The following is a 13,141-nucleotide window of genomic DNA, read 5'->3' on the forward strand; positions in this document are numbered from 1 at the left end:
AGGAGGTAATCGCCTTTGGACAGCATACTCCAACAGATCACAGACTGGCTGAAAGAAATGCTCGTTTCAGCTATTATGGGAAATCTGTCGGGGATGTTTGAGTCCGTCAACAACCAGGTTGGCGAGATAGCAACCTCCGTTGGCATGACCCCGGCGAATTTTTCGCCGGGTGTCTTTGCCATGGTACGAAACATCTCCGAGTCAGTGATTATCCCAATCGCAGGCTTGATTCTGACCTTCATTGCCTGTTATGAGCTAATTCAGATGATTATTGACCACAACAATCTGGCAAATTTTGAAACCTGGATCTTCTTCAAATGGGTGTTCAAGACTTTTGTTGCGGTCATGTTAATCACAAACACATTCAATATCACGATGGCTGTGTTTGATGTGACACAGCACGTTATAAACGCAAGCGCCGGTATCATATCCGGAAATACTGCCATAGATGCTTCGGCATTGGAAACAATGGAAGAAACGCTGATGGCAATGGATTTGGGTCCTTTGCTCGGCTTGTTCCTGCAATCCTTTATCGTGCAGGTCACGATGTCCGCTTTGGCAATCATCATCTTTGTGATCGTCTACGGTCGAATGATTGAAATTTATCTGATGGTCAGCCTTGCCCCGATTCCGCTTTCCACTTTTGGAAACAGAGAACAGAGCAATATCGGACAGAATTATCTGCGTTCGCTGTTTGCAATCGGATTCCAGGGATTCCTGATTATGATCTGCGTGGGCATTTATGCGGTGCTGATTCAGTCTATCGCATTCAGTGATGACATCATCGGTTCTATCTGGGGTGTTATGGGCTACACCGTCCTTTTGTGCTTCACCCTGTTTAAGACTGGTTCGCTTGCGAAGGGTGTATTCAGCGCTCACTAAGGGAAGGAGGAAATTGTTTGGCAGCGTATATTCCCGTACCTCGTGACCTGACGAGGGTAAAAACAAAAGTGTTCTTCAATCTGACGAAACGGCAGTTACTTTGCTTTGGTGCGGCGGCGCTCATCGGAGTGCCGATTTTCTTTCTGGTCAAAGCAACCGGAAATGTGAGCCTTGCAGCACTGTCCATGATGATCGTCATGTTACCGTTGTTCTTTCTGGCAATGTATGAAAAGGATAGTCAGCCGTTGGAAGTGGTTGTAGAACACTTCATTCAGACCAAATTCGTTCGTCCCAAGGTTCGCCCTTATCAGACGGACAACTATTATGACGCTTTGATGCGTCAGTACAAACTGGAAAAGGAGGTTGAACGAATTGTTTTTCAAAAAGAAGCCACAGGCAAGAAACATCAAAATGCCTGCAAATCTGAATCGGAAGCAGCAGCGAGAAATTAAAGCTGTTGTGGAACGGGCAAAGAAGGACAACGGTATTCCGCAGACTGCACAGCAGTCCATTCCCTTTCAGAGAATGTTCCCGGATGGCATCTGCCGTGTCACTGACAGTTATTACACCAAGACCATTCAGTTTCAGGACATCAACTATCAGCTGGCACAGCAGGAAGATAAGACTGCCATCTTCGATGAGTGGTGCAGTTTCCTGAATTTCTTTGACAGCTCCATTCACTTTGAGCTTTCCTTTATGAACCTGAGTACCGATGCTGAAAGCTTTGAAAAGAGTATCCGTATCCCGTTCAAGAAGGACAGCTTCAATCCCGTCCGTGCCGAGTATAGCCAGATGCTGAAAAAGCAGTTGGCGCAGGGCAACAACGGCTTGACCAAAACCAAGTACCTGACATTCGGCATTGAAGCCGAATCCATGCGGCAGGCAAAGCCGAGACTCAACCATATCGAAAACGATCTGCTCAATAACTTTCGGCGTTTGGGTGTCATTGCCACTACCATGAACGGCAAAGAGCGGCTGCATCTGATGCACTCTATGTTCCACATGGGTGATAATGATAAGTTCTTCTTCGATTGGAAGTATCTTGTGGAATCCGGGCTGTCCGTAAAGGACTTCATTGCTCCGACGGCGTTTGCCTTTAAGACCAACCGCACCTTCCAGATGGGCAGTATCTTCGGTTCGATGTCTTATCTGGCAATTACGGCATCAGACCTGTCTGATCGTATGCTGGCGGATTTTCTGGATATGGAATCCACGCAGATCGTGACCATGCACATCCAGTCGGTTGACCAGACTGCGGCGATTAAGACCATCAAGAGAATCATCACCGAGCTTGACCGTTCCAAAATCGAGGAACAGAAAAAGGCTGTGCGTTCTGGCTATGACATGGACATTATCCCATCTGACCTTGCTACCTATGGTAAAGATGCGAAGTCACTTCTGAAAGAATTGCAGAGCCAGAATGAGCGAATGTTCATGGTGACATTTCTGGTGCTGAACACCGGGCGCACCGAGCAGGAACTGGAGAACAATGTGTTCCAGGCACAGAGCATCGCCCAGAAGCATAACTGCAATCTGCGTCGTTTGGATTTTCAGCAGGAATCCGGACTGATGAGCAGCCTGCCTTTGGCACAAAACCTGATTGAGATTCGTCGTGGCCTGACTACCAGTTCCACGGCTATTTTTGTGCCTTTCACCACGCAGGAGCTGTTCCAGAATGGTGGAGAAACGCTCTATTACGGGCTGAATGCTCTGTCGAACAACCTTATCATGGTGGACAGAAAGAAGCTCAAGAACCCCAACGGACTGATTCTGGGTACTCCCGGTTCCGGTAAATCCTTTTCCGCAAAGCGTGAAATCACCAATGCGTTCCTGGTTACGGATGACGATATTATCATCTGCGACCCCGAAGCGGAATATGCGGCTCTGGTTCACAAGTTCAATGGTCAGGTGGTAAAAATCAGCTCCTCCAGTACCAACTATATCAACCCTATGGACATCAACCTGAACTACTCTGAGGATGACAACCCGGTAGCACTGAAAGCTGATTTTATCCTGTCCCTCTGTGAGTTGATTATGGGCAGTAAGGATGGCTTGCAGCCTATCGAAAAGACGGTTATCGACCGTTGTGTGCATCAGATTTACCAGAGATATTTCGACAATCCTGCCCCTGAGAATATGCCGATCCTTGAGGATTTGTATGATGCCCTTCTGAAACAGGACGAAAAGGAAGCCCACCATGTAGCGACCGCCTTGGAAATCTATGTTAAGGGTTCTCTGAAACTGTTTAACAACAGAACCAATGTGGATATTCAGAATCGTCTGGTGTGCTTCGACATTAAGGAGCTGGGCAATCAGCTGAAAAAAATCGGTATGCTGATCGTTCAGGATCAGGTCTGGGGGCGTGTAACTGCCAACCGTTCTGCCGGTAAATCGACCAGATATTATATTGACGAGTTCCATCTGCTTCTGAAGGAAGAACAGACGGCAACCTATTCCGTAGAAATCTGGAAGCGATTCCGTAAATGGGGCGGCTTGCCGACCGGTATTACTCAGAATGTCAAAGACCTGCTTCGTTCCCCGGAGATTGCCAACATCCTCGAAAACTCTGATTTCATCTATATGCTGAATCAGGCAAGCGATGACCGAAGTATTCTGGCACAGCGGTTGAACATTTCGCCGCATCAGCTGTCCTATGTAACCAACTCCGGTGAGGGCGAAGGACTTCTGTTCTATGGCAATGTGATTCTGCCGTTCATTGACCGATTCCCGACAGATCTGGAACTGTATCGCATTATGACCACGAAGTTAAACGAGGTGGCACAGGAAAAGGAGGCGTAATGTATGGCGAAAAGACCTACACGACTCCGTTTTACCGAAGATGACCTTGCAGATTCTCATGTGAAGAAAGCTGCCGACCGTGCAGATAAGGCGGTTGATAGGGCTGAAAAAGCGGCAGACAAATTGGCTTCTAAAAAGGCAAAGCCGAAGCTAAAGCTGGAAACAGATGCAGCCGGTTCCCGTAAAGCAAAGCTCCGTTTTGAAAAAGCGGAGTTTACGGAAATCGAGCGCCCATCTGTGGCAAAGCACATGGCAAGCCGTGGTGCCGCAGTCACGCTCACATCCAAAGCACATCGGGCGGTGTCAGAATATGAGGATGATAATATCGGCGTTCAGGCTGTGCAGGAAACGACCAAGGCTGTTGAATCCACTGTCTATACCGTCGATCATGCCGTTTACAGTCACAAGCTGAAAGCCTACGACAAGGCGGAAAAGCTGGTTGAGAAGTCAGATAAAGCAAATGTAAATGCCCTGTATGAGAAGTTCAAAAAGGACAACCCCGATGCCGGTTCCAATCCCTTTTCCCGTTGGCAACAGAAAAGGGCAATCAAGAAAGAATATGCTGCCGCCAAAGCCGGTAAGAATACCGCTTCGACAACGGCTTCTGCATCTAAGGGTGCAGGCAAGGCAACGGGCAAAGCAGCTCAGGGAGCCAAGAACATCACAGAAAGAGTAACGGAGTTCTGCACCACACACTCTAAAACGATTCTGTTTGTTTTGATTGCCGGACTGCTTTTTATGATACTCTCAGGGATGTTCTCGTCTTGTTCGGCTATGTTCCAAGGCGGCACACAGATCATTCTGGGAACTTCTTTTACTGCAAAAGAGGAAGATATTATTGGTGCGGACAATGATTACAAGGCTTTGGAAGCTGCGCTCCGCAATAAAATCAATAATATCGAGCGTACTCATAGCGGATATGACGAGTACCGGTATGACCTTGATGAAATCAACCACAATCCTTATGAGCTGGCGGCGTATTTGACGGTGAAGTTTGAGGATTACACCAGAGATGAGGTGCAGGCTACCCTGCAATGGCTATTTGAGCAACAATATGAGCTGACCCTGACGGAAGTAGTAGAGATTCGTACACGAACAACATCTTCTACTGATCCCGAAACGGGAGAGACAACAACAGAGGAAGAAGATTACGAATATTATATTCTGAATGTGAAGCTCAGAAATAAGGGCTTGAACAGTGTGATTTCAAATTCCGGCTTGTCGGAAGATGATATGGAGCGATATAGAATTTTGCTTCAGACAAGGGGCAACAGACCGGATATTTTCGGAAATGACATTTACGCCACCCCTGGCGGCGAGTACACCGATTATGATATTCCGGGCGAAGCGCTGACAGACACAAGATTTGCCAATATGATTCGGGAAGCTGAAAAATATCTGGGATACCCGTATGTGTGGGGCGGCAGCAGCCCGTCTACCTCCTTTGACTGCTCCGGATTTGTTTCCTATGTAATCAATCACTGCGGAAACGGTTGGAGTGTTGGTCGTTTGACCGCAAACGGTTTGATGGGCGTATGCGACATTATCCCGAAAAGCTCTGCCAAACCGGGAGATTTGATTTTCTTCCAAGGCACTTATGATACCTCCGGTGCATCACACGTTGGTATCTATGTTGGCAATGGTATGATGATCCACTGCGGAAACCCCATTTCCTACGCTTCTATCGAATCGAATTACTGGCAACAGCATTTTTACTGCTTCGGCAGAATCAGAAACTAAAGGAGGGATGGCGATTGAGTGCCAAGTTAGACAGAATAGGTGCAGACCTTGAAAAAGCCCGTAAGAAACGGGCAGAATGGGATGCTAAGGTGAAAGACCTGGAACGCAGATACCGTGAGGAGGAAAATTCCGAAATCCATGAGATGGTTCATGCTGCGAACCTGAATCCCGAACAGCTTTCCGAGCTGCTCCGTATGTTTGCTGCGGATATGGCTCCGAAGCCTGATACGATCAATACTATGAATGAGGAGGAAACGCAGAATGAGATTTAAGAAAATTGGAGCCGCATTGCTGGCGTGTGCAATGTGTTTTGGCGTGTTTTCTACAACGGCATTTGCCTATGTAGATGAAAGCGTAGCGACTGAAGAACCTGCGGTCGAAGAAAAAGTTCCCGAAACAGAGCCGGAGGAGCCGATGCTACCGCTTACTCCCGACGGCAATCTGACTTTGGTTGATGACGCTGGCTCGCCTACGAAAAGCGGAAAGCAGTTCATTACCGCTGTAACCAAAAACGGAAACTACTTCTATATCATCATTGACCGTGATGATAAGGGCGAGGAAACCGTGCATTTTCTGAATCAGGTGGATGAAGCCGACCTGCTCAAGCTGATGGACGAGGAAGAAGTTGCAGAGTTCACCAAGCCGGTTGAGGAAACAAAGCCGGAAGTAGTTGAAACAGTTCCTGAAATTACAGAACCGACACCGGAGGAAAAGCCGAAATCCACAAATATGCTCCCGGCGATTCTTACTCTGATTGTGCTTGCCTGTGGTGGTGGATTCTTCGTATTTAAGAAAGTCCAGGAAAAGAAGAAGGCACAGGAAGCGGCAAAGCCTGACCCAGATGCTGATTATGTGGACGATGACGAGGACTATGGGTACGATCCGGAGTTTGAGGACGACGATGAAGATAGCTCCGTCGATGAAGATGATAATGAACCTGTGTAAACAGGATAGGCTTGATGCCTGGGGCAGCCTTCGGGTTGCCTTTACATAGTTTCCGCTTTCAAAAAATAAAAAAATTTGCGTTTTTGAAAGTGACATCTTGCATATACTATTAGCAGACAGTATAATAAGTACAGCGAAGCGGTTTCGAGAAATGAAAAAATTTCAATTTTTGAAAGCGGGTGACTATATGAAAACAATCACGAGAGCAAAATATCTCGATAGAATCATTGAACTGAATGGTACTCCTGACATCAAGATCATCACGGGCATTCGTCGATCTGGTAAGTCCAAATTGATGCAGGCGTATATTGCGTATCTGAAAAGCAATTTTGAAAACATCAATATTATCTTCATCGACTTCATGGATTTGGCGTATGAAGAAATCAAGGAATACCATGCCTTACACGCCTATGTGGAAGAACATTATCAGGAAGGAAAAACGAACTACCTGTTTGTAGACGAGGTTCAGATGTGTCCCAAGTTTGAGTTGGCAATCAATAGCCTGTACTCTAAGGGAAAATACGACATCTATGTAACAGGCTCTAATGCTTTCCTGTTGAGTGCAGATCTGGCAACTCTGTTTACCGGACGCTATATTGAAATTCATGTGTTTCCTTTCAGCTTCCAGGAATATTGCCAGTATTATGATGATATTAGTGACAAAGATAAGCTCTTTGATGAGTACGCTATCAAGGGCGGTTTAGCAGGTTCCTATGCTTATAGAACCGAAAAAGACAGAACAAACTATATCAAAGAGGTCTACGAAACGATTGTTACAAGGGATTTGGTACAGAAATATACTCTCCCGGACACTTTGGTTTTACAACGTCTGAGCGAGTTCCTTATGGATAATATCAGCAACCTGACTTCTCCGAATAAGGTCAGTCAGCTACTGACAGCAAATGAGACTCCAACCAATCATGTAACCGTCGGCAAGTACATTAAGTATTTGTGCAATGCTTTTGTATTTTATGATATTAAGAGATATGACATCCGAGGTAAGAAATACCTTGAAAGCTCTGAAAAGTTCTATTTGTGTGACAGCGGTATTCGATATGCAATACTGGGAAGCAGAAATATAGACTATGGCAGAGTATATGAAAACGTTGTTTGTATCGAGCTTCTTCGCCGTGGATATGATGTCTATGTCGGCAAGCTCTATCAAAAGGAAATCGACTTTGTTGCTCAGAGAGGTAGCGAAAAGATTTATATTCAGGTCAGCGACAACATTTCCGGGCAGGAAACATTTGAGAGAGAATGCTCTCCTCTGCTTCAGATTCGAGACGCTTATCCGAAAATGATTATTGCCAGAACCAAACATCCCCAATATAGCTATGAAGGAATCGAAATTCACGATATAGCCGATTGGTTGCTACAAGAATAAGCAAGGTGAAATATCTCCGTCATTCTCTTTTGAAATGATGGAGATATTTTTATTATGACGGAGATTGTAGAACAGAAAATTGTATCAGGTTGCAAAAATCCTTTCCGAACTTTTTACATAGCAGTCATGCACTACGGTGTGTGGCTGCTTATTTTTTTGTGAAAGGAGCAGATGCAAATGAAATTAGTTTTGGCTGAAAAGCCTTCGGTTGCACAGAGTATTGCCAAAGTGTTAGGTGCTGCCAAGCGTGAGGATGGCTACTTAGAGGGAAACGGATATGTGGTCAGCTGGTGTGTAGGGCATTTGGTGGAGCTGGCACAGCCGGAAGTCTATGATGCGAAGTACAGCAAATGGGCTTATGCAGACCTTCCTATCTTCCCGATGGACTGGCAGTATGAGGTTTCTGCCGGTACGAAAAAACAGTTTGGGATTCTGAAAAAGCTCATGGCCAGAGAAGATGTTGCGAGTCTTGTGTGTGCAACAGATGCCGGTCGTGAGGGCGAGCTGATCTTTCGGTTGGTGTACCACAAAGCCGGGTGCAGAAAGCCGTTTGAGCGGCTTTGGATTTCCTCGATGGAAGATGTAGCAATCAAGGAGGGCTTTGAAAATCTCAGGTCTGGAACGGAATATGATGCTTTGTATGAAGCAGCACTGTGTCGAGAACGAGCCGACTGGATTGTTGGTATTAACGCTACTCGACTTTTTTCGACCCTTTACGGGCAGACCCTGAATGTTGGTCGTGTTATGACCCCTACCCTTGCTATGGCTGTTATGCGAGAAGCTGCCATTTCCGCATTCAAGCCTGAACTGTTCTACACAGTTCAGATTGGATTGGATGGTTTTACGGCTGCAAGCGAACGCTTCAAAACCAAGGCAGCAGCCGAAGCTGTCAAACAAAGCTGTTCGGTGGCAATCGTTCAGAAAGCTGAATGTAAGGAGAAAACAGAAAAGCCGCCTGCGCTCTATGACCTGACCAGTTTACAGAGAGAAGCCAACCGTGTGCTTGGCTACACGGCACAGCAGACCTTGGACTACACGCAGAACCTCTATGAAAAGAAACTGGTCACTTATCCCCGTACCGACAGCAGGTTTCTGACGGAAGATATGGCACATAGCCTGACCGACCTCGTAAAGCTGGCTTTCCACACATTCCCCGTGGAGGATGTGGATAACATACCAGTTCATGCAGAGCAGGTTGTGAATAACAAAAAGGTCACAGATCACCATGCCATCATTCCGACCAGAGAATTGCAGAAATGCAATCTGAGCGAACTTCCCAAGGGTGAACTTGCAATTTTGCAACTGATCTCGAATCGGTTGTGCGTAGCTGTTGGCGATCCGCACCGATACGCAGAGACAGTTATTGAGCTGGACTGTGGCGGTACCGTGTTTTCCACCAAAGGCAAAACTGTTGTGCAGGATGGATGGAAAGCTCTGGTTCAGAAAAATGATTCGACAAAATCCGACGAAAACGTGCAGACACTCCCTTCTGTTTCCGTTGGTGACGAAATGACCGTCAGCGGCACGGAAATCAAGGAAGGGAAAACATCTCCCCCTAAACACTTTACCGAGGATACTCTGCTTTCTGCTATGGAAACTGCCGGTGCGGACGAAATGCCTGATGAGGTGGAGCGCAAAGGTTTGGGAACGCCTGCGACCCGTGCCGGTATCATTGAGAAGCTGGTTCGCATCGGTTTTCTGGAGCGTAAGGGTGATAAGAAAACCAAACACCTGATTCCGACCCACAAGGGTACGGCTCTGGTAACAGTCATGCCGGAACAGATTCAGTCCCCATCCATGACGGCGGATTGGGAAGAAAAATTGTTGCTCATTGAGAAAGGCGAATATGCCAGCGAGGACTTTATGGACGAGATCAAAGATGTGATTGCCGGTCTGATTCAGAACTATGAAGTAATCCGTGATTCCGAGGTTATGATGTCGAAAGAAGCCAATTCTATCGGCAAATGCCCGCTCTGCGGCAGTGCTGTAGAGGACAAAGCCAAGGCATTTTTCTGTTCCAACAGAGCTTGCAAATTTGCCCTCTGGAAAAACAATCGCTACTTTGCGAGCATCGGCAAGAGCATGACTTCTGCCACGGCGCAGAAATTGCTTGGTTCCGGCAAGGTAAAGCTCAAGAATTGCAAGTCCGAAAGAACGGGCAACACCTTTGATGCCACCGTCTTTATGGAGGTATCAGATGATGGCAAAACGAAGTTCAGTATGGAATTTGAAAATGGAGGAAAGCGCAAATGACAAATGAGTACAACCCGGATGGTAAGGAAATCCGATTTATCGACAGCCATTATAAGGATTTGTTTCATATCCCCGATGGCAGCTGTGTGCAGATTCACTACCCGGATGAAATGGTTGTGAAGCCCTGCACCTTCATTGACGAGTATCATACGCAGATCGGATACAATGTGTTTCATATCTGCCAGTTTGCAGAAATTATGGAGCGCAACGGCGCAAGCTATATGCCGGAGCCTGAGATTATGGGCGATGAAGCCGCATGGAAGGTCGGAAAGGATAGAATCCTTGCGGTGCAGACCTGCGAAGATGGTTACGACTACACCCTGTTGGATGAAAACTACAACGAGATTGATGGCGGTCAGGTTGATAACCCTGAACTGTCCATGCTCGAAGTCCGCCGGGATATTCTGGAATCCTTCGGGCTGGAGCGCCGGGAACTGCGGGCAATGTTCTATGAGGATGTCATGGAGCAGGCTTTTGAAGTCGGCAGACAGGCGGTGGTGGTCAATGACCCTATCGCTGAGCTTGCTTTTAAGCTCGACCGTTTTGCAGAGAACTTCGACCCCTATGAATATATGGATCAGGTCGATGATGTGCAGGCGCATATCCAAGAAATCAAGGCAGATCTTGCCGCTGGTAATACGGCTCCGTATCGTGAGTTCCTGAATACAGCCATTGAAGAAGCCCGTGAGGAAACTGCGGTTGAGGTTGCCAAAGTGCTGAAAAGTCAGCTGGATAAGCTCGACTCTCCGAAGCGTGAGTCGGTCATGGAAAAACTGGCACAGGCCGCAGAAAAAGCTGCGCCTGCCAGTCCCTCTCCCAAACGCAAAGAGCCTGAACGATAAGGAGGACACGGATATGAAAAACGAAAAATGGGATGATGTTCACGGAAATACCACCCCGGATGACAGAATGGTTGCTTTTCTGGAAAGCCCCACGGATTCCTATGCGATTCTTCAGCTGCGGGAAGATGTAGACGATAATATCCCGCTCATGTTTGCAAATTACAGCTACCTTCAGAAGAAAGAAATGGAGCCTGAGATTGACCGTTACGAGGTGGTCTATCATGGCTCCATTTCTATGTCCGAGGATGTGAATCGGCAGCTGGAAGATTTGTATGTAAAGTTCAATATTGACCACCCGGATGATTTCCGTGGTCACAGTATGTCGGTCAGCGACATCGTAGCCTTAAAGGTAGTCGGTGAGGTATCCTTTCACTATGTAGATTCTGTTGGGTTTCAGAAGCTGGAAAACTTTATGAAGTCCGAAAACTACCTGAAAAACGCAGAGATGGCAATGGAAGATGATTATGGGATGATTGACGGTATCATCAATAACGGAAAAGCGTCCGGATTAGAGGAACGTCCTTCGGTGTTGGAGCAGTTAAAGGAAAAGCCCGTGCCGGATGTTTCCCATAAGCCGCCCAAGAGCCACCCGGAAAGGGAGATTGAATGATGGATTTCACACAGGATGAGCGGAACATGATGATGCTTTACAGCCCTGGCACAAGGTCAGGGCTGTGTGAAGCACTGACACTGATGAAGGAACAGCTTTCGGAGGACGAGTCAGAGCTTTTTGCTTTGGCAGACTCGGTTCTCCGTAAAGTTTCAGCCATGGACGATGCCGCCTTTGAGAAGCTGAACCTTTATCCGGATTGATAGGATTGGAGGGATACAATGAACGCAAAAGAGCGATTTTATTCCGGATTAGCAAAAGAAACGATTGGGAAAATCACCTCGAACACAGATAACTGGACTTCGTTTTTGAGAACGATGTCCCGCAACTATGAGTTCACCTATCCGGAACAGGTGATGATTTATGCTCAGCGCCCCAATGCGACCTTTTGCAAGCCCTATGAGGACTGGAACGCTGAAAATTACCGCAGATATGTAAAGCGTGGCTCTACCGGCATTGCTCTGTTTGTGATGAACAGGGATAAACCGTATCTGCGCTATGTGTTTGATGTGGCGGATACCGGCGTTCGCCGTTCTTCCCCGGAACTGAAACCGTGGGAGGTGACGCCTGAAAACCGCTCCTATGTCATGGAAGCGATGGAGCGTACCTTCGGTGTTGCCGCTGACGGGGTACTGGAAGCACAGCTTGAAGATATTGCATCCGCACTGGCGGCTGAGTATTGGGACGATTACAAAAAGCAGTTCCTCGACATCGTTGCCAACAGCTTCCTTGAGGAGTATGATGAACTCAACATCGAAGTAGCTTTCAAAAATGCGGTGGCAAACAGCGTATCCTATACGATGTATTGCCGGTTCGTGGAAAGTCCCGACAACTACTTCGAGCATGAGGATTTCCAGAAGGTGTTTGATTTTAACACCAGACAGACGGTAAATGCCCTTGGTACTGCGGTGAATGCCATCAGCACAAGGATGTTTCAGGAAATCGAAAAAGCGATTGGAGAACATGAGCAGATTAAAGCTACCGAAAGGAGTACAGATTATGAGCGAGATGACTTACAGACAGGCCGGAGATTATCAGATTCCGAACCTTCAGTTGGAGAACGAGGGAGAGAAACCTCTGGGCAAGTACGGCAGGATGCGTCGAGCATTTTTGGAACAGAACAATCCGATGCTCCTGAACGACATGATTCTGACGGAGAGCCTGTTCCCGCACCTGTGGGAGATCGAGGAAACAGCGAAAGCCAGAGTGGAGTTTCTGATGGAGCAGTACCTGAAGGACAGCCCCGCACCGGACAAGGAAACGCAGCAGATGGCGTGGGTGCAGCACATGAACAGCCTGAAAGCACAGGCGGAGGAAGTCGTGATGACGGAGCTTATCAACAGCTGAGTCTGAACCTTTTCCTCTCCGAAAATGAACAAATCAGTTTTATCGACCGAGCAGAGAGCTTTACGCCCTCTGCTTTTTCTTTTGCCCAGGAAGAAATCGACCACTTCCTTCTGCTTGGTAGCAATACCGATGAAGCCCGAAAAGTCGTAGCGCTGGAATATATGAAGCAGAAGCCGTTGGAAGAAATCGTTCAGACCTTAAAGCAGGTCTATCACGGCGGCTATGGTCTGAAAGAAGATAGCGGGAATATCTGTGCGTGGTATGCCGAGGACGGTATCCACCTTGCCAAAGGTTCCTCTGCCATTGACAGCCCCAGAGCGCAGATCGTTTCTTGGGAAA

13 protein-coding genes are annotated in these 13,141 nt (G+C 47.2%); 12 read left to right on the top strand and 1 reads right to left on the bottom strand.

The features are described from left to right. Positions 1-15: 15 nt before the first annotated feature. From DXC57_RS05140 to DXC57_RS05190, 11 genes are all read left to right on the top strand, one after another. Positions 16-882 carry a VirB6/TrbL-like conjugal transfer protein, CD1112 family gene (locus DXC57_RS05140; protein WP_002304374.1) on the top strand — a complete coding sequence of 289 codons (867 nt, stop codon included), beginning with the start codon at positions 16-18 and terminating at the stop codon, positions 880-882. Between the two features lie 17 nt (positions 883-899). Then, positions 900-1,334 (top strand): PrgI family protein, encoded by a 435-nt coding sequence (locus tag DXC57_RS05145; RefSeq protein WP_002304375.1) that lies wholly within the window; start codon positions 900-902, stop codon positions 1,332-1,334. Beyond that, positions 1,294-3,681: a VirB4-like conjugal transfer ATPase, CD1110 family gene (locus tag DXC57_RS05150; RefSeq protein ID WP_002588967.1), complete on the top strand. Its 2,388-nt coding sequence runs from the start codon at positions 1,294-1,296 to the stop codon at positions 3,679-3,681. Before DXC57_RS05145 ends, DXC57_RS05150 begins: the two co-directional genes overlap by 41 nt. Positions 3,682-3,684: 3 nt before the next feature. Then, entirely contained in the window at positions 3,685-5,421 is a 1,737-nt protein-coding gene (locus DXC57_RS05155; protein WP_002304377.1) for a C40 family peptidase, read from the top strand. Between the two features lie 14 nt (positions 5,422-5,435). Next, on the top strand, positions 5,436-5,693 hold the full coding sequence (locus tag DXC57_RS05160; protein ID WP_002304378.1) for a DUF4315 family protein: 258 nt from the start codon (positions 5,436-5,438) through the stop codon (positions 5,691-5,693). Next, complete coding sequence (locus DXC57_RS05165; protein ID WP_002578950.1) at positions 5,683-6,366, top strand: DUF4366 domain-containing protein; 684 nt, start codon at positions 5,683-5,685, stop codon at positions 6,364-6,366. Before DXC57_RS05160 ends, DXC57_RS05165 begins: the two co-directional genes overlap by 11 nt. A 151-nt stretch (positions 6,367-6,517) precedes the next feature. Further along, positions 6,518-7,750, top strand: coding sequence for an ATP-binding protein (locus tag DXC57_RS05170; protein WP_117458726.1), 1,233 nt, complete (start codon positions 6,518-6,520; stop codon positions 7,748-7,750). A gap of 177 nt (positions 7,751-7,927) precedes the next feature. After that, positions 7,928-10,003, top strand: coding sequence for a DNA topoisomerase 3 (locus tag DXC57_RS05175; protein ID WP_002578949.1), 2,076 nt, complete (start codon positions 7,928-7,930; stop codon positions 10,001-10,003). After that, complete coding sequence (locus tag DXC57_RS05180) at positions 10,000-10,845, top strand: LPD16 domain-containing protein (protein ID WP_002304387.1); 846 nt, start codon at positions 10,000-10,002, stop codon at positions 10,843-10,845. The genes DXC57_RS05175 and DXC57_RS05180 overlap by 4 nt, the downstream gene beginning before the upstream one ends. A gap of 13 nt (positions 10,846-10,858) precedes the next feature. Beyond that, positions 10,859-11,455, top strand: coding sequence for a YodL domain-containing protein (locus DXC57_RS05185; RefSeq protein ID WP_002304389.1), 597 nt, complete (start codon positions 10,859-10,861; stop codon positions 11,453-11,455). Beyond that, on the top strand, positions 11,452-11,658 hold the full coding sequence (locus DXC57_RS05190; RefSeq protein ID WP_002578948.1) for a transposon-transfer assisting family protein: 207 nt from the start codon (positions 11,452-11,454) through the stop codon (positions 11,656-11,658). The genes DXC57_RS05185 and DXC57_RS05190 overlap by 4 nt, the downstream gene beginning before the upstream one ends. A 48-nt stretch (positions 11,659-11,706) precedes the next feature. Here the strand turns inward: DXC57_RS05190 and DXC57_RS15655 are convergent, their stop codons facing one another. Next, entirely contained in the window at positions 11,707-12,300 is a 594-nt protein-coding gene (locus DXC57_RS15655) for a hypothetical protein (RefSeq protein ID WP_021386789.1), read from the bottom strand. Positions 12,301-12,463: 163 nt separating this feature from the next. Here DXC57_RS15655 and DXC57_RS15660 point away from each other — a divergent pair, with 163 nt between their 5' ends. Beyond that, positions 12,464-12,802, top strand: coding sequence for a TnpV protein (locus tag DXC57_RS15660; RefSeq protein WP_118199520.1), 339 nt, complete (start codon positions 12,464-12,466; stop codon positions 12,800-12,802). Positions 12,803-13,141 lie beyond the last annotated feature (339 nt).

It is taken from the genome of Clostridium sp. TF06-15AC, from assembly GCF_003481165.1.
Taxonomy (GTDB): domain Bacteria; phylum Bacillota; class Clostridia; order Lachnospirales; family Lachnospiraceae; genus Otoolea; species Otoolea fessa.